This is a genomic window from Rhizobium sp. YTU87027, assembly GCF_050644135.1.
Lineage (GTDB): Bacteria > Pseudomonadota > Alphaproteobacteria > Rhizobiales > Rhizobiaceae > Rhizobium.
Map to the genome: position 1 here is coordinate 3,063,823 of NZ_CP098440.1, position 18,276 is coordinate 3,082,098.

Sequence of the window (18,276 nt, forward strand, 5' to 3'; positions counted from 1 at the left end):
ATCTACGCCGAGCTCTATCGACGAGCGGAAGAGTGACCTGATCCGCTCAAGCCACCTGCCGCGCAAGCGCGCAGCGCGACCAGAGCGAATGCAGGGCGTCGACGAGATGCTCGATGTCGGCATCGCTGTGCAGCGGCGTCGGGGTGATGCGCAGCCGCTCGGTCTTCTTCGGCACCGTCGGGTAGTTGATCGGCTGCACATAGACGCCGCAATTGTCGAGCAGCAGATCGGAGATCCACTTGCACTTGGCGGCATCGCCGACCATGACCGGGACAATATGGCTCGGGTTCGGCATATGCGGAATGCCGCGCTGATCCAGCAGGGCCCTGAGCTTGCGGACCCGATCCTGATGCCGCGCCCGCTCGAACGGGCTGGCCTTCAGATGCTGGATCGAGGCAACCGCACCGGCAGCCAAGGCCGGTGGCAGCGCCGTCGTGAAGATGAAACCAGAGGCAAAGGAGCGGATGAAGTCGCAAAGGGCGGTCGAGGCGGCGATGTAGCCGCCCATGACGCCGAACGCCTTGCCGAGCGTGCCCTCGATGACCGTCAGGCGATCCATCAGCCCCTCGCGCTCGGCAATGCCGCCGCCACGCGGTCCGTACATGCCGACGGCATGCACTTCATCGAGATAGGTCATCGCGCCGTACTTGTCGGCGAGGTCGCAGATCTCCTTGATCGGGGCGATATCGCCATCCATCGAATAGACGGATTCGAACGCGATCAACTTCGGCGCCGTCGGATCGGCGGCCGCCAGCTTGGCTTCGAGATCATGGATGTCGTTGTGCTTCCAGATCACCTTGTCGCACTTGGCATAGCGGATGCCTTCGATCATCGAGGCATGGTTCAACGCGTCGGAGAAGATGATGAGGCCGGGGATCTTGGCGCCGAGCGTGCCGAGTGCCGCCCAGTTGGAGACATAGCCCGAGGTGAAGATCAGCGCCGCTTCCTTGCCGTGCAGGTCGGCGAGCTCGCGCTCGAGCAGAACGTGGTAGTGGGTGGTGCCAGAGATATTCCGGGTGCCTCCCGCACCCGCGCCACAGTGATCGATGGCATTCTTCATCGCCTCGATCACCTTCGGGTGCTGACCCATGCCGAGATAGTCGTTGGAGCACCAGACCGTGACGTCCTTCGGGCCGTCTGGCGTGTGCCGCGTGGCGCGCGGAAAGCTGCCGCGGTGACGCTCAAGATCGGCAAAAACGCGATAGCGGCCTTCAGCGTGAAGCCCGTCCAACTCGCTTTTGAAAAATGCTTCGAAATCCATCATCTGCTCCAGTATCGTGCGACCGTTCTTGCCAACGGTCGTCCGTACGTCAACCCTTTGCCCCCGCTTTACCATCAACTGCGGCAAAAGGCCCATAGTCTTGAATTATATTAATTCGAAAAAACTCGTTTTGGCCAGACACAGCGAAGATCGCGAGGCAGCAACGCCACCTCGCGATCAGGCTGGTTTCATTAGCCTGCCTCGGCGACGGCGCGTTTGGCCATCACTTTGATCAGGTTGGCGCGATATTCCGCACTGGCATGCAGGTCCGACATCAAACCGGCAGGATTGACATCGACACCAGCGACGGAGCCGGAAGACCAGTTCGCGTTGAGCGCGGCCTCCATGGCCGTCTCGCGAAAGACGCCGTTGGATCCTGCTCCGGTGACGGCAACCCGCACGCCATCGGCACCTTTGGCAACGAAGACCCCCGTCATTGCATAGCGCGATGCCGGATTTGGAAACTTCGAGTAGCCCGCTTTTTCAGGCACCTCGAAGCTTATCGCCGTGACCAGCTCGCCATCCTCCAACGCCGTCTCGAACAGACCGGTGAAAAAATCGTCGGCGGGGATCTCACGCTTGTTGGTGATGATGCGGGCATTCAACGCCAGCATCGCCGAAGGATAGTCCGCCGCAGGGTCGTTGTTGGCGATCGAGCCGCCGATCGTGCCCATGTGGCGGACATGCGGATCGCCGATCATGCCGGCGAGGTCGCAGATCGCGGGACAGACCGCCCGCAATGCCGCCGACGCGGCAACTTCGGCGTGCGGCGTCGCCGCCCCGATCGTTACCTTGCGGCCGTCGATCTTGATGCCCTGCATCGCCGGGATGTGCCTGAGATCGACAAGGTCGCTCGGCGCGGCGAGGCGTTGCTTCATCGTCGGGATCAGTGTCATGCCGCCGGAGACATATTTGCCTTCCGACGTTCCCGAAATCATCCTGACGGCTTCATCGACCGAGGACGCGCGGTGATAGTTGGTCTGATACATCGTCGTTTCTCCTCAATGAACCGCGCGCGCTGCCATCCACACCTTCTGCGGGGTGGCGGGCATCGTCAGCATGTTGTTGCCGATGGCATCGGTGATGGCGTTGATGAGCGCCGGGGGAGACCCGATCGCACCGGCCTCGCCGCACCCCTTGATGCCGAGCGGATTGCTCGGGGACGGCGTAACCTGATGCGAGACCTTGAACGACGGCAGGTCGTCGGCGCGCGGCATGGCATAATCCATGAAACTTGCCGTTAACAGCTGACCGTTCTCGTCATAATGCACCGCCTCGAGCAGGGCCTGACCGATACCCTGTGCGATACCGCCATGCACCTGACCTTCAACGATCATCGGATTGATGATGTTGCCGAAATCGTCGGCGGCGACGAACTGGATGATCTCCGTCTTGCCGGTTTCCGGATCGACCTCGACCTCGCAGATGTAGCAGCCGGCCGGGAAGGTGAAATTGGAGGGGTCGTAGAAGGCGGTCTCCTTCAGCCCCGGCTCCATGCCGCCCGGCAGATTGTGCGCGGTGTAGGCGGCGAGCGCCAACTGGAACCACGGAAGGCTCTTGTCGGTCCCGGCGACCTTCACCTCGCCGTTCTCGATGACGATATCGCCCTCGTCGGCCTCCATCAGATGGGCGGCAATCTTTTTGGCCTTGGCTTCGACCTTGTCGAGCGCCTTGACCACGGCAGACATCCCGACGGCGCCCGAGCGTGAGCCGTAGGTACCCATGCCCATCTGCACCTTGTCGGTGTCTCCATGAACGATCGACACACTTTCCAGCGGAACGCCGAGGCGATCCGAAACCAGCTGGGCGAAAGTCGTCTCGTGGCCCTGCCCGTGGCTGTGGGATCCGGTGAGCACTTCTATCGTGCCGACCGCATTGACGCGTACCTCCGCTGATTCCCACAAGCCGACGCCGGCGCCAAGCGAGCCGACCGCCTGCGAGGGAGCAATTCCACAAGCCTCGATGTAGCAACTCATGCCGAGACCGCGCTTCAGGCCGCGGCTCGCCGCCTCGGCCTTGCGCGCCGGGAACCCGCTCCAGTCGGCCGCCTGCATGGCGGCATTGAGGGACGCTTCGTAGTCACCCGCGTCATAGTTCATGATGACAGGTGTCTGATGCGGGAAGGAGCGGATGAAATTCTTCCGCCTCAGCTCGGCCGGCGAGATGCCGAGCTCGCGGGCTGCCGTTTCCATCGTCCGCTCGAGCAGGAAGGTTGCCTCCGGCCGGCCGGCGCCGCGATAGGCATCGACGGGTGCGGTATTGGTATAGACCGTGCGCACATTGGCATGGATGGCCGGAATGTCGTATTGGCCGGATAGGAGAGTTGCATAGAGGTAGGTCGGGACCGCCGACGAGAACAGCGACATATAGGCGCCGAGATTGCAGATGGTGTCGACCTTCAGCCCGATGATGCGGTGCTCGCTGTCAAAGGCCATCTTCACCTTGGAGACGTGGTCGCGGCCATGCGCATCGGTCAGGAAGGCTTCGGTGCGGTCGGAATTCCATTTCACCGGCACGCCTGTCTTCTTGGAGGCCCAGAGGCAGACAATCTCTTCGGGGTAGATGTAGATCTTCGATCCAAAGCCGCCGCCGACATCCGGAGCAATCACCCGCAGTTTGTTCTCCGGCGCGACGTTGTAGAAGGCGCTCATCACCAGACGGGCGACGTGCGGGTTCTGGCTCGTCGTATAGCAGGTGTAATGATCTTCGGCGGCGTCATAGATCCCGAGCGCTGCGCGCGGTTCCATTGGATTGGGCGACAGGCGGTTGTTGTGAATCTCGATCTCGGTGACGTGTGCTGCTTCGGAAATAGCCTTGTCGGTCGCAGCGCCGTCGCCAAGTTCCCAGTCAAAGATCAGGTTGTTCTGAGCTTCCGGATGGAGCTGCGGCGCCCCTGATTTCAGCGCCTCGACCGCCTCGACGACAACCGGCAATTCCTCATAGTCGACGACGACGGCTTCTGCTGCGTCCCGTGCCTCCGCAAGTGAGTCAGCGACGACCACCGCGACGGCATCGCCGACGTAGCGGACGGTCTCCACCGCCAGCGGGCGCCAGGCACCCATCTTCATCGGTGAACCATCCTTCGAATGGATCATCCAGCCGCAGATGAGGTTGCCGATCCCGTCAGCGAGCAACTGCTTGCCGTCGAGCACGTCGATGACGCCGGGCATGGCCTTTGCCGATGCTGCATCAATCCCTTTGATCTTGGCGTGCGCATGCGGACTGCGGATAAAAAACGCGAACTTCATGCCCGGCACGACCATGTCGTCGGTATAGCGGCCCTTGCCGGTCAGGAACCGCTTGTCTTCCTTGCGCGTGACGCGTGCACCAATTCCTTCAACACCCATGATGTCCTCCCAATGGGGTTTCGGGCCTGGCATTCCGCCAAAGTGAATCGTGTTCGGCAGTCAGCCAGACAATTCCTGAGAGCTATTCGGCCGCCTGCTTGGCAGCACCATGCATCTGCTCGTTGGCAGACAGAACGGCTTTGACGATGTTGTGGTAGCCGGTGCATCGACAGATATTACCGTCGAGTTCATGACGGACCGTCTTTTCGTCCAGATCGCCGCCGTGGCGCGAAATCATGTCGACAGCCGTCATCACCATGCCCGGCGTGCAGAAGCCGCATTGCAGACCGTGATGCTCCTTGAAGGCTGCCTGGACGGGATGCAATTCACCGTTGCTGGCAAGCCCCTCGATGGTGGTGATCATCGAACCGGACGCCTGGACGGCAAGGACCGAGCAGCTCTTCACCGACTTGCCATCCATGTGAACGACACAGGCACCGCATTGGGTGGTATCGCAGCCGACGTGCGTCCCCGTCAGACCGAGTTTTTCGCGAATAAAATGGACAAGAAGCGTGCGCTCTTCGCAGTCGCCACTCACTGCCCGGCCGTTCACCGTCAGTTTCACTTTCGCCATGATTTCCTCCTCGCGCCTCCTCCAGGCGCGGACGATATCATTTGACGTTTTCGCTTTGGGATCAACCACTACTTTAGGGAGGCTAATTAAATTCGCCGTGTTCGGTTGCACCGAATTGAGGCCGAAATTGCAACGGCAATTATGCGAAAAAATGAGCGCCGAACGCAGCTTGCTCTTTTTGCGCCACAGTTTGACGACTAGCATGACAAAAACAAGAATCAGGGACGGCCACCGCTCTTTAAGGGCGACCATCTAGGAGAAGAATTTGATTAAGAAGATTGTTGCATTCGCTTTGATTGGACTTTCGATCGCAAGCTGCACACCAACCCAGCAGGGCGCTGGCATCGGTGCTGCGTCTGGCGCGATCATCGGGGGTGCAGTGACGGGAAATGTACGCGGAGCTGCCGTCGGCGCGGCGATCGGCGGCGTTTCCGGTGCCCTTATCGGCCACGTCGCTGAGCAGCCGGGACAGTGCTATTATCGCGACCAATATGGTCGACGTTACATCGACGATTGCCGCGGCGGCTATTGAGCCAACGCAAAATCATGTCGAAATCCCGGGTTTACAGCCCGGGATTTTTCATTTTTTCCACTATTTCAGCGGCTAAGCGATTCAAAACGGTACACGTCGAGGAATTTTGCCGCTAAGGTTGCCGCCGGCCGGGGGGCGCGAAGCTTAATTCTAGTGTAACCAAAAGCGGCGGATGCAAATTAGAGGGACGGCACCGAAACCGGGTATAGCGTATCGGCGCGTAGGCACCATGTTGGTCGTCGCGGCTGCGTTCGCGTTTTCGCCGGCTGTCGTCTCGGACGCTTTCGCCTTCAAACTTTTCGGCATCACTTTATGGGGCAAGGATGACGACTCGGCTAGCGATCAAGTGCCTGATCCGGTTCTCTACGACGTCACGCTGACGACCGACGCGAACGATCCCGATCTCAAGGAAGCGCTGGAAAACAGTTCCCGTCTAGTGGGCGACAAGGACCGGCCCGTCTCAGGCGACCTCGGCGTCGTGATCAAGGCCAGGGACGACCGTGAACGGCTGCTCGCCACCCTCTTCGAGAAGGCTCGCTACGGCGGCGTGGTGACGATCAGGGTCGACGGCCGCGATATAGACGCCCTTCCGCCCAATCCGACCTTCAATCGCTCGCGCCCGGTTCCGGTGACAATCAACGTCGCTGCAGGTCCGGTCTTCAAGGTTCGCGAAGTGCAGTTCGGCGGCGACGCTGCCGGCCGCAACCCGGCAGACTACGATCTTGTTCCCGGCGACACAGCCGGTTCACTGACGATCATCAAGGCCGGGGACAGGATCGTCGAACAGCTGAAAAGCGAAGGCCGACCGCTGGCGAAGCTGACGACCCGCAAAGTCATAGCCGACCACAGGACGGATACCGTCGATGTCGTTCTCGCCGCCGAGGGCGGCCCGGTCGCGCCAATTGGCGATGTCGGCGTCACCGGCGAGAAGGCCGTTCGCCCTGGCTTCATCCAGCGCTATTCGCGGCTGAACAGGGGCGAACAGTACTCACCCGAGGCGTTGAAAAAGGCCGGGGACCGACTGCGCGCATTGGGGGTGTTCTCCAGCGTCACGATTCATGAGGCAGACGCTTTAGCGCCGGACGGGACATTGCCGATGACCATCGAGGTGTCGGAAGGCAAACAGCGCTACCTCGGCGTCGGCGCTCAATATTCGACAACGGACGGCTTCGGCATCAACGGCTACTGGGGCCATCGCAATCTCTTTGGAGAAGCCGAATCGCTCCGCATCGAAGGGTCCGTAGGCCGACTGGGCGAAACGACCAACATTGGCGATCTCGACTACTCAGCCGGCATCGGCTTCACCAAGCCCGGCGCATTCTCTCCGGCCGCGACCCTACGGGCCAGTATCCTGGCCAAGACCGAGAATCCCGACGCCTACACGGCAAAGCTCGTCACTGCCTCTCTCGGGCTCTCCTATGAGTTATCCGATCTGGATACGATCACTGGCTCCGGCGAGGTGAGCTGGGAACGCGACGACGATGCCTTCGGCAACAACAGCTACCTGACCTTCTCGCTGCCCTTCCTGTACGAGCGCGACGCCCGCGATAACAAGTTCGACCCGACCGAAGGCTATCGGGCGACACTGAAGGCAACGCCAAGCTACGAGGCTTATAACGGGACTTTCTTCTCCGGATTCGAGGGCTCGATCTCGGGTTATCATGGCCTCGGGGCGGAAGACCGTATCGTTCTCGCCGGCAAGCTCTCCGCGGGCTTTCTTCTGGGGGCAGACGACCTCCAGAACATTCCCGCCACACGTCGCTTCTTTGCCGGCGGCGGTGGCTCGGTGCGCGGCTACGGCTACCAGGAAATCTCGCCGCGAAACGCCGACAACGAAGAGACCGGTGGCGCCTCCTATGTCACGGCCTCGTTCGAGACGCGGGTGAAGATCACCGATACGATCGGCATCGTGCCCTTCATCGACGTTGGGACGGTTTCGGCCGACATTGCGCCTGATTTTTCCGACGTTCGGGCCGGTGCGGGCATCGGCATTCGCTACGCGACGCCGTTTGGTCCGCTGCGCCTTGATTTCGCGGTACCGCTCAACAAGTACGAGGGTGGCACGGATTACGGCATCTATGCCGGCATCGGCCAGTCGTTCTAAACGCACTCGCGGCTCGTGGCACTTCGTTCGCCTTGAGCCGTCATAGAAACGGAGTAATGTCCGCGACCATGCAGACACTGGCGAAAATCTTGAACTGGATCGTGCGGCTGCTCGGCTACTCCGCTGGTGCCGCCCTGGTCCTGCTTGCCATCGCCATCGGTGTCTTCGGCTTCACATCCTTTGGGGCGCGCATCGTCACCGACAGGGTCGCCTCAAGCCTCTCAAACCGGGATATGACCATCAAGGTTCAGGACCCGGAGGGGCTGCTGACCGGCGGACTGCGCGCGAGCCGGATCGTGCTCTCCGACACGAAGGGCGTCTTCGCGCAGATCGACGGGCTTGCCATAGACTGGAACCCCCTGGCGCTGCTGACCGGCAGATTCCACGCCAGAAGTGTCGACGCTTCCGCCATCCATATCCTGCGGCAACCCGTCCGGACGCTCCCGTCGCGTCCAGCCGCGGCAGGCGAAGGCGACAGCGGTTTTTCGCTGCCGATCAAGATCGACATCGACAAAATTGCGTTGCCCGAAATCAACCTGGCCCAATCTCTGATCGGGCGAGCCTTCTCGCTCGCAGCGGACGGCAGCGTGCGCGCCGACAACGAAGGTGCGAACGCATCGATCAACGTCCATCGTCACGATGTTCCGGATGCAAAGCTGATCGCCGATGTCGCCTTCATGCCGGATCGCAATCAGTTGCGACTGAAGGCAAAGCTGACCGAACCGAAGGGTGGCCTGCTTGCGGGCCTGCTGGCACTGCCTGGCAACCCTGCCCTGGAAATCGGGCTTACGGGAGACGGACCGATCTCGGATTGGCGAGGCCAACTCCAGGCCGCGCTGGACGGACAGCAGCGCGCCTCGATCGGAGCGCACCATACGCTGACGCCTGAGAACCTGCACCACCTCGACCTCAAGGGTGGCGGCGACCTCAGCTCTCTGCTTCCGGCCGCCTTCCGGCCACTCTTTGCCGGGCAGACGAACATCGATGTCGCCGCGAACTTCGACAACAGAGGCAAGATCGACATCCAAACCGGCAACCTCGCAACCGGCGCCGTTGTCATCGCCGCATCCGGCACTCTGGATCCAAGGGGCAACAACAGCCTGAACGCCAATCTTCTGGGAACGTCGGGACCGGTCGATTTCCGTTGGCCGCTCGCAGACGGTGAAGCGCGTTTCCTAATCTCCGGGATCAATCTTTCATTGACCGGCGACGCCAAGGCCTCGCGCCTGAATGCGAGCGCTTCCCTCGATTCCGCGGCCTTGCCGCAGGCAACGATGGGCAATGTGAAGCTCACAGCAAAGAGCGACAACTTCAATCTCGCCGGTCGCTCGGGAAGTGTTCAGATTACTCTCGCCGCCGGTGACACCTCATTCGTCAATCCCGACATCAACCGGGCAATTCAAGCCCCAGTCACGATAACGCTGCCGCTGCAAATCTCGGCCGATGCGCTTGGCTTCAATGGCGCGACGATCGAAAGCGCAGCTGCTAACGCAAGCCTCAACGGTTCCTACAAATTGAGCGCCAGCTCGATGACCGGTAACGTCAAGCTGACCGTCCAGCCGGCGGCTCTGCCGCCTGCCGTCGCCATGCGTTTCAACGCACCGATCGTGATTGAGGGCCAGGTCGCGGCAACGGTTCCCTCCAAGTTCAACATCTCGAACCTTTCCATCAAGTCGAACGCTCTCGAGGCCACCGGCGGGGTCGTGCTCGACGAAGACATGCTCGATGCCAATCTCTCAGGCCGCGTTCCAGATATTCAGACCCTGCTGCAAGGCGCAGCGGGCGAATTGAATTATCAGCTGAGCGCAAACGGCAATATCTCCGCACTCGCAGTGGCAGCCAATATTAAAGGGCCGTCACTTATGATGGCAGGCCGGCAGGTCAAGCAGCTTGACATCAACGTTTCCGGAAGCGCGGACCCGAAGGCGCCACAGGCTGACATCACCGCCAAGGGCACGATCGACGAGCAGCCAATCAATATCGCCACGGCTGTTCAAGTGGTGGACGGGAAAGTGCAACTTCCGTCGATCGCCGCCGACGTCGGCAACAATCGCCTGACGGGCCATATCGAACTATCTCCTGCTTTCGCGCCGACCGGACAGGCGACGTTTGACTTTCCTGATATCGGTCTTCTCGCGGCACTGGGCGGACAGAAGGCGGATGGTGACCTGAAGGGATCGGTCGATATCGCCAACGACAACGGTAAGATCGCCCTCAACGTTGTCGCGTCCGGCAGCGGCCTGAAGCGCGATACGTTTGCCGTCGTCGGACCTGATATCAACGTCGCGGTTACCGACCTCAAGGCCTTTGCCGCGACGGGCACAATCACGGCGCAAGAGCTTTCCTCCGGGCCTAACAAGGCGGAAAGCCTGGCGCTCAATTTCACGCAGCAGCAGAACCGGACCAACTTCGATCTCGGCGCCACCTATGACGCCAATCCGCTAGTCGCATCCGGCAGCGTCGAGGTGAACGCCGGCACGACGCTACTTCGCCTCGACCGCTTCTTGGCGAAACCCCGCAACATTCCGGTAGAGCTTGCAGCACCGTCGGAGGTTTCGATCAGTGGTGGCACCGTGACGCTGAGCGCCATGGAGCTGAAGACCGGCGACGGCTCGGTTCACGTCAGCGGTACGGTCGGCGAAACTCTCGATATCAAGGCTGACATACGGGATCTGCCCGCAAGCCTTGCCAATAGCTTCGTCCCGAAACTCGATGCCGCAGGCACGATCTCGGGCAAGGTTACCGTGACTGGCACGCCGGCAGCGCCGGTTGTCAACTTTGATCTGGATTGGAAGGATGCGGCCACCAGCCAGACAAAGGGCGCCGGTCTTTCGCCACTGGCGATCGGTGCAAACGGGACATTTGCCGACAACACGCTCAATTTTGAAACGAACCTCGCGGGCAAAGGTGGCGTATCGCTGAAAGCGGGCGGCAATGTCGTGACGGGCGGCCCGAATGCGCAGTCGCTGAAGGTCGATGCCGATATCGTCAACATACCGGCCGGATTGGCGAATGCATTTGTTCCCGCGCTTGCCGCCGAAGGTTCGATCTCCGGCACCGTCACGGTAGCCGGAAAGCTGCCCGCCCCTGCGCTCGACTTCAAGCTGAATTGGAAGAACGCCGCAACGAGCCAGACCAGAAGTGCCAAGCTCTCAGCGCTTGGGCTGACGGCGAGTGGTAACCTCAAGGACAATATACTCAACTTCGACGCCGATGCGCGCGCAAGCGGCGGCATGTCTATACAGGCGAATGGCAATTTCGTCGTCGCCGGCGCCGACGCACAGACGCTGAAAGTCGATGGGCACCTCGCCAACATTCCAGCCGCTCTCGCCAACGGCTTTGTCCCGAATCTTGCTGCGGAGGGTATGATATCAGGTACTGCGTCGGCCTCTGGCAAGTTGCCGACACCGACAGCGACCTTCGATCTCGCCTGGAAGGACGCCGCGACGAGCCACACGAAGGCAGCCCGCCTAGCCGGCATCAGCCTGACGGCAAAAGGCAACTTCGCGGATGAAAAATTGACCGTGCAGAGCGAGCTGACGGCGAATGGCGGCGTGGCATTGAGCGCCTCCGGCAACGTTTCGCTGGCGGGAACAAAAATCGAGAACCTGACAGCGGACGCGACGATACGCAACGTTCCCGCAGGCCTCGCAAACGCCTTTGTTCCGAACCTCGGCGCCAGCGGCACGATCTCCGGCACGGCGTCCGCCTCCGGAACGTTGCAACAGCCAACGGCAAATTTCGACCTCAGCTGGAAGGATCTCGCGACCACCCAGACCAAGGCGGCACGCCTCTCCGCCCTTGCGCTCGGTGCCAAGGGCACTTTCGCCAACAACACCCTCGATTTCGAGACATATCTCGACGGCGATGGCGGCTCTGCTCTGAAGGCGAAGGGCAAGGTTACGGTTGAGGGAACGGTCGTGAAGGGCCTGCAGGCGGATGCGACGCTAAGCAACCTTCCCGCCGCGCTGGCGAACAACTTCATGCCTGATCTCGGGGCTGAAGGAACGATCTCCGGCACGGCGACCGCCTCCGGCTCGCTCCCCATTCCTGCCGTCGACTTCAAGCTCGACTGGAACAACGCCGGGACCCGTCAGACGAGGGCTGCCGGCCTTTCTGGTCTCCAGCTGAACGCGGCCGGCAACCTCGCCGACAACAAGATCTCCTTTGACGCCACGTTGAACAGCAGTCGCAATACCCTGCTAAAGGCAAAGGGAACGGCAAACCTCCAAGGCGCCAGCGTCCAGGGCCTCTCGGTCGACGCCGACATCGCGGATCTGCCTGCAAGCCTCGCCAATGGCTTCGTCCCGAACCTCGGCGCCGAAGGAACAATATCAGGAACGGCGAAAACGTCGGGGACGCCGGCCAATCCGATCATCGATTTCAAGCTGGATTGGAAGGACGCTGCGACCACGCAGACAAGGGCATCCGGCATCCGGCCACTCTCGGCGAGCGCCAACGGAAAGCTTGCGGACGGCAGGCTCGACTTCACAACGAATTTGAGCGGCAACGGCGTGTCCATGAAGGCCGGCGGCAACTTCGCCATCGCTGGACAGAATGCCCAATCGCTCGCGGTGGATGCAAACATTTCCAACCTGCCGGCCGGCCTTGCCAACGCGTTCGTTCCGGGACTGGCCGCCGAAGGCAACATTTCGGGCTCGGTCAAGGCATCAGGCAAGCTGCCTTTGCCGGCTGTGGACTTCGACCTCGATTGGAGGGGCGCTGCCACCAGCCAGACCAGAAGCGCCGGACTTTCGCCCCTGAGTATCGCTGCAAGCGGAAGGCTGAAAGACGACCGGCTGACGATTGATACGAATCTGACCGGCGACAGCGGCCTCTCCCTGCGGGGCGGCGGCAGTGTTACCGTTTCCGGCAATCGTGCGCTCGATATGCGCTTTTCCGGCAATCTACCATTCGCCGTGCTCAGCACGCAGCTTGCAGCCCAGGGATTCGTTGCCGACGGCACGGCAAATCTCAATCTGCAGATCAGCGGAACTGCCGCCGCTCCGGCCATAAACGGCACTGTGACGACGAGCGGCGCAAGGTTCGTCGATGTCCGCCGCAACCTTGCGATCAACAATCTGACTGCGGATATCCGGTTCAACGGCAATGAGGCGGTGATCTCGCGGCTTGCAGGTCAGCTTGCCAGCGGTGGCAGCGTCTCGGTGTCCGGCAGCATCGGGATACAGCCAGCCTCCAACTTCCCTGCCAACATCGACGTCAAGCTCGACAGGGCCGTCTATGTCGACGGAACACTCGTGGTGGCAACCGTTGACGGCACGCTCGGTCTTCGCGGTCCGCTGCTCGCCAACCCCACCCTGAATGGCAGGCTGCGACTTGAGAAAGCCTCGATCACGGTTCCCGAGAGGCTGCCGACGTCGTTGCGCGAAATCGACATCAGGCACGTAAACGCCCCGAAAGCGGTTCTCGCGCAGTTGCGTGACGAGATGCAACAGGGCGCGCGCACAAAATCCAACACCATCAATCTCGATCTTCAGCTGGACGCTCCCTCACAGATCTTCGTTCGTGGCCGGGGCATCGATGCCGAACTCGGCGGCAGCGTCACGATCAGGGGAACAGCGGCAGAGCCGATCGTTTCGGGCGGCTTCACCATGCGGCGCGGTCGCCTGACGATCCTGAACCGGCGCCTCGATTTTACCAACAGAAGTCGCATCAGCTTTGCCGGCGATCTCACCCCTGCGCTTGACATGGAAGCGAGCTCGACCTCCGGCTCTACAACGCTGACGGTCGATGTAACCGGGCTGGCAACCGATCCCTCGATCACCTTCTCTTCGTCGCCAGCCTTGCCACAGGACGAGGTTCTGGCGCAGCTGATCTTCGGGCAGTCGATGTCGCGACTGTCTCCGGTTCAGATCGCCCAGCTCGCCGATGCTGTCGCCCAGTTGGCCGGCGGTCGTTCAGGATCGCTGTTCCAGGGCCTGCGCAACCAGCTTGGCGTCGACGATTTTGACGTCAGTACCGATGCAAAGGGCCGCACCAGCGTCAGCGTCGGCCGCTATCTCAACGACCGGACCTATTTCGAACTGCAGCAGACCACCGGCAAGGGCGGTGCCAAGGCGATCATCAATTTCGACGTCGGTCGGGGTGTGAAGCTGCGCGCAGGCGCGGGCGGCGACGGCGAAGGGGAAGCCGGCGTCGTCTACGAGCACGAGTATTAGAAGCTGGTCTTGCTGGTCTTCAGCAGGATGTTGGTTTCCGTGGTATTGATGCCATTGATCAGCCGGATCCGGCGCAGCGTTTCGTCGAAGGAGACGAGATCGCGGTCCTCGAGTTCGGCAATGAAATCCCATTTCCCGTTGGTGCTGTGCAGCGCACGCACCTGCGGCAGACCGCGAAGCTGATCGGCGACCTTGTCCGCGAGCTTGCCGAGCACTTCGATCATGACGATCGCGCGCACGCCCGCCGCGCGGGTTTCATGGCCCGTGCGGACCGTGAACGCGGTAATAGTGCCGTTGGCAACCAGCCGGTCGATGCGCGCCGCGACCGTCGCACGCGACGCACCGGTCATTGCCGCCAGCGATGAAACCGGGGTGCGCGCATTATGTCGCAAAGCGCTGAGAAGTTCTTGATCGAGATCGTCCATGGCCGTCACTTTGTCAAAATGCACTTATCAAACTGATCAATCATAGCGCATTATCGGCACTTTTTCATCTATTTGTCGCCGCGCCGATATCTCAATATGCCTTCGGAAAACACGAGTTGGAGAGAACGCATGCAGCCACAAGCAAGATCGGTTACGCTTATTGGAGCACCGCTGGAAGAAGGTTCCGGACGCCGAGGCGCCGGCATGGGTCCAGCGGCACTTCGCATCGCAGGCGTCGATCAGACGCTGATCGATCTTGGCCATGACGTGGTCGATGCCGGCGACGTGCATGTCGTTCCTGCACGTGATCTGCCGAACCATCCGAAAGCCCACAACCTGCGTGTCGTCGGCGCATTCACGCGTGCGCTCGAAGCCGGTGTCTACGAGGCCGCGGCGGCCGGACGCTTTCCGCTGATCCTTGGTGGCGATCATAGCCTCTCAATGGGCACCGTGTCCGGAATGGCGCGCTACGCCGCCCAACAGGGCCGGCCGCTCTTCGTCCTCTGGCTTGACGCCCACTCCGACTTCAACACGCCTGATTCCTCTCCCTCCGGCAACATTCACGGCATGCCAGTGGCCTATTTCTGCGGCCAGGCCGAACTTGCCGAGATCCTGCCGAAGGATCGCCCGTTTGTTGATCCGCGCAACGTCTTCCAGGTCGGCATCCGTTCGGTCGATGCGTCTGAACGGGAACTCATCAAGGAGCATGGGGTCAACGTCTTCGACATGCGCTGGCTTGACGAACAAGGTGTCGCTGCGGCGATCCGCCAGATCCTTGGCGTTGTGTCCGATGCAAACGGCCTGCTGCATGTAAGCCTCGACGTTGATTTCCTCGATCCGGAGATCGCACCCGGCGTCGGCACGACGGTTCCCGGCGGCGCGACCTTCCGTGAAGCGCATCTCATCATGGAAATGCTCTGCGATAGCGGCCTCGTCTCCTCGCTCGACCTCGTCGAACTCAACCCCTTCCTCGACGACCGCGGCAAGAGCGCCCGGATTCTGGTGGAGCTGACCGCAAGCCTCTTTGGCCGCCGCATCTTCGACCGTCCAACCCGCGCCGCCTGAGGAGACCGACATGAGCAATTCCAAGCACCTGATCGATACCGAACAGCGCCTCGGCGCCCACAATTACAAGCCGCTCGATGTCGTCCTCACACGAGGCGAAGGCGTCTACGTCTGGGATACCGACGGCAAGCGGTATCTCGACTGCCTATCGGCCTATTCGGCTGTGAATCAGGGACATTGCCATCCGAAGATCCTGGCCGCCATGGTCGAGCAGGCCGGCAAGCTGACGCTGACCTCACGCGCCTTCCGCAACGACCAACTCGCGCATCTCTATGAAGAACTCGCGGCCTTGACCGGCTCGCACAAGATCCTGCCGATGAACTCCGGCGCCGAAGCCGTCGAAACCGCCATCAAGGCAGTGCGCAAGTGGGGCTACGAGGTCAAGGGCGTGCCTGAAGGCAAGGCCGAGATCATCGTCTGCGCAGACAACTTCCATGGCCGCACGCTAAGCATCATCAGCTTCTCGACGGACCCCGATGCGCGCACCGGCTTCGGTCCCTATACGCCCGGCTTCCGCACGGTTCCATTCGGCGACGCCGCCGCATTCGCCGCCGCCATCAACGAGAACACCGTCGCTGCGCTGATCGAGCCGATCCAGGGCGAGGCGGGTGTCATCATCCCACAACCCGGCTACTTCAAGCGCGTGCGCGAACTCTGCACCGAAAACAAGGTGACGTTGATCCTCGACGAAATCCAGACCGGCCTCGGCCGCACCGGCAAGCTGCTGGCGGAAGAGCACGAGGGGATCGAGGCCGACGTGACGCTGATCGGCAAGGCCCTCTCCGGCGGCTTCTATCCGGTCTCGGCGGTGCTTTCCAATTCCGAAGTGCTCGGTGTCCTAAAGCCCGGGCAGCACGGCTCGACCTTTGGCGGCAACCCACTTGCCTGCGCTGTGGCGCGCGCCGCGCTTAAGGTTCTGACCGAAGAAGGCATGATCGAAAACGCCGAAAAGATGGGCGACTACTTCCTGGAAGGACTGCGCTCCATTCGCTCCAACATCGTCAAGGACGTGCGCGGTCGCGGACTGATGATGGCGGTCGAGCTTGTACCGGAAGCCGGCGGCGCTCGCCAGTATTGCTACACGCTCAAGGATCGCGGCCTGCTTGCCAAGGACACGCACGAGAACACGATCCGCCTCGCCCCGCCGCTTGTTATCACCAAGAGCCAGGTCGACTGGGCAGTGGAGCAGATCGAAAAGACGCTCGCCTAGCGCCGGAGCGCCGCGAAAAGACAAGTGGTGCAGCGGCCATTTGAAACCTAAGGTGAGCCCGATCGAATGACTCGAGCTCGCTGCAGGGGAACATATGGCCATTGACCCATGGAAACGCGCGCCGGACCGCGGCCCGCTTGCGATAGCCCATCGTGGGGGTGCAGCGCTGGCCGCAGAAAACAGCATCTCTGCCTTCAAGGCTGCCATGGCGGCTGGAGCTGACGCCATAGAAACTGACGTCCGGTTGACGCGGGATGGCGTCCCCGTTTGCGTCCACGATCCGGACCTCCATCGACTCAGCAACGATCCACGGGCCGTGTCGGACCTCGATCTTGCGACACTGCGCAGCCTGCTGCCAAGCGTAATGACCCTTGGGGAGGCTTTGGAAGCCTCTAGCCCTTTGGGCATCCTGTTGGACATCAAACTGAGCCACGAGGACCAGATTGCGCAAATCATTACCGACGTTGCGCAGCATGATGCAACGCGGCGCACGCTCATTGGACTGCGCAGTATTGCATTGATCGACAGCACCCGCCGTCTGTCGAACGACATCGCAATCCTGGCCTTTCTCGCGGATCCTGCGTTTGCTGATGCGGCGCGCGCAGCCGGAGCCGACTGGTTCAGATTGTGGCAGGCGTCGGCGACACCGGCACTATCTGACGCCGTTCGTGAGGCCGGGATGCGCGTTGCTGTCATGGTTGGGCAACCTCGTTCGATCGCACTGCCGGAATATCCGCCTTTTCCGGTGGGCCAGGTCGATCAGCACGGCCTTGAGCGCATCCTCGCCATCAAACCGGACGCAATTCTCCTTGACGATCCACGAATGATCACGCGGTGCCTACCGTTTCCACCTGACCAAAAATCAGCTGCCTCAATTTAGATTTGGGCAACACTCTTCCGTTAAGGTCCGGAGTAACCGTATCGATACTACTTCTCAGGAGTAGCACGCGCGGTTTGAAGGCAAAGTCCATCCGCGCCAATGGTGGCGCGGTTGCTTCTGCCCTGGCTTTTGACGGTTGGGACAATACTTATGGCTACAATCAATTCCACGAACTTCAGCGGCGATACGCTCGAGATCATTGCCTTCAGACTGCACGATCAGGAATTTTGCGTGAAGACGACGACAATCCGCGAAATTCGCGGCTGGGCGCCGTCAACGCCGATCCCGCATGCGCCGGCCGACGTCATCGGCGTCATGAACCTGCGCGGCTCGGTCATCCCGATCATCGACCTCGCCTTCAAGCTCGGCATGAAGAGCACGGTCGCCAATGAGCGCAGCGCCATCGTCGTGGCCGAAGTCCATAACATGGTCATCGGCATGCTGGTCGATCGCGTCTCGGACATCCTCACGATCTCCTCCAGCCAGGTTCAGCCCGTTCCTGAAGTCACGGCTTCCTTCGATCGGGCTTTCTGCGAGGGCATCATTGCCTCGGAGAACGGCATGATCTGCTTCCTCAACCTCGCCAAGATGTTCAAGGAAAGCGAGACAGACGATCTCGCCGCCTAATGTAGGCCCCTTATCCAAATGAGAGAAGCCGCCTTCGAGGCGGCTTTTTTGTTGACAATGCAATTGCAGGAA

12 protein-coding genes are annotated in these 18,276 nt (G+C 61.1%); 7 read left to right on the plus strand and 5 right to left on the minus strand.

What is annotated here, in order from left to right; genetic code table 11:
* Window positions 1-46 precede the first annotated feature (46 nt).
* The 4 genes from hemA to NBG89_RS15235 all read right to left on the minus strand — a co-directional run bounded on the left by hemA (window position 47) and on the right by NBG89_RS15235 (window position 5,182).
* On the minus strand, window positions 47-1,261 hold the full coding sequence (gene hemA, locus NBG89_RS15220) for a 5-aminolevulinate synthase (RefSeq protein WP_431322705.1): 1,215 nt from the start codon (window positions 1,259-1,261) through the stop codon (window positions 47-49).
* Between the two features lie 191 nt (window positions 1,262-1,452).
* A complete protein-coding gene (locus NBG89_RS15225) occupies window positions 1,453-2,250 on the minus strand; it encodes an FAD binding domain-containing protein (protein ID WP_431320632.1) in 798 nt (265 codons plus the stop codon).
* Window positions 2,251-2,262: 12 nt separating this feature from the next.
* A complete protein-coding gene (locus NBG89_RS15230; RefSeq protein ID WP_431320633.1) occupies window positions 2,263-4,608 on the minus strand; it encodes a xanthine dehydrogenase family protein molybdopterin-binding subunit in 2,346 nt (781 codons plus the stop codon).
* 82 nt (window positions 4,609-4,690) lie between these two features.
* Window positions 4,691-5,182, minus strand: a complete 492-nt coding sequence (locus NBG89_RS15235; RefSeq protein WP_431320634.1) for a (2Fe-2S)-binding protein — start codon at window positions 5,180-5,182, stop codon at window positions 4,691-4,693.
* 268 nt (window positions 5,183-5,450) lie between these two features.
* On the opposite strand from NBG89_RS15235, the gene NBG89_RS15240 reads away from it, so the two are divergent.
* From NBG89_RS15240 to NBG89_RS15250, 3 genes are all read left to right on the plus strand, one after another.
* Window positions 5,451-5,714: a glycine zipper domain-containing protein gene (locus NBG89_RS15240; protein ID WP_431322706.1), complete on the plus strand. Its 264-nt coding sequence runs from the start codon at window positions 5,451-5,453 to the stop codon at window positions 5,712-5,714.
* A 172-nt stretch (window positions 5,715-5,886) separates the two neighbouring features.
* The gene (locus tag NBG89_RS15245) at window positions 5,887-7,818 is read left to right on the plus strand and encodes an autotransporter assembly complex protein TamA (protein ID WP_431320635.1); all 1,932 of its coding nucleotides are present in this window, start codon (window positions 5,887-5,889) and stop codon (window positions 7,816-7,818) included.
* Window positions 7,819-7,886: 68 nt separating this feature from the next.
* The gene (locus NBG89_RS15250; RefSeq protein ID WP_431322707.1) at window positions 7,887-13,997 is read left to right on the plus strand and encodes a translocation/assembly module TamB domain-containing protein; all 6,111 of its coding nucleotides are present in this window, start codon (window positions 7,887-7,889) and stop codon (window positions 13,995-13,997) included.
* Here NBG89_RS15250 and NBG89_RS15255 read toward each other — a convergent pair.
* Entirely contained in the window at window positions 13,994-14,422 is a 429-nt protein-coding gene (locus NBG89_RS15255) for an Lrp/AsnC family transcriptional regulator (protein ID WP_062374223.1), read from the minus strand. The genes NBG89_RS15250 and NBG89_RS15255 overlap by 4 nt on opposite strands.
* A 129-nt stretch (window positions 14,423-14,551) precedes the next feature.
* On the opposite strand from NBG89_RS15255, the gene rocF reads away from it, so the two are divergent.
* From rocF to NBG89_RS15275, 4 genes are all read left to right on the plus strand, one after another.
* A complete protein-coding gene (gene rocF / locus NBG89_RS15260) occupies window positions 14,552-15,487 on the plus strand; it encodes an arginase (RefSeq protein WP_431320636.1) in 936 nt (311 codons plus the stop codon).
* A 10-nt stretch (window positions 15,488-15,497) separates the two neighbouring features.
* On the plus strand, window positions 15,498-16,697 hold the full coding sequence (rocD, locus tag NBG89_RS15265) for an ornithine--oxo-acid transaminase (protein ID WP_431320637.1): 1,200 nt from the start codon (window positions 15,498-15,500) through the stop codon (window positions 16,695-16,697).
* 94 nt (window positions 16,698-16,791) lie between these two features.
* Window positions 16,792-17,577 carry a glycerophosphodiester phosphodiesterase gene (locus NBG89_RS15270; protein WP_431320638.1) on the plus strand — a complete coding sequence of 262 codons (786 nt, stop codon included), beginning with the start codon at window positions 16,792-16,794 and terminating at the stop codon, window positions 17,575-17,577.
* Between the two features lie 150 nt (window positions 17,578-17,727).
* On the plus strand, window positions 17,728-18,204 hold the full coding sequence (locus NBG89_RS15275) for a chemotaxis protein CheW (RefSeq protein ID WP_007796914.1): 477 nt from the start codon (window positions 17,728-17,730) through the stop codon (window positions 18,202-18,204).
* Window positions 18,205-18,276: the final 72 nt, after the last annotated feature.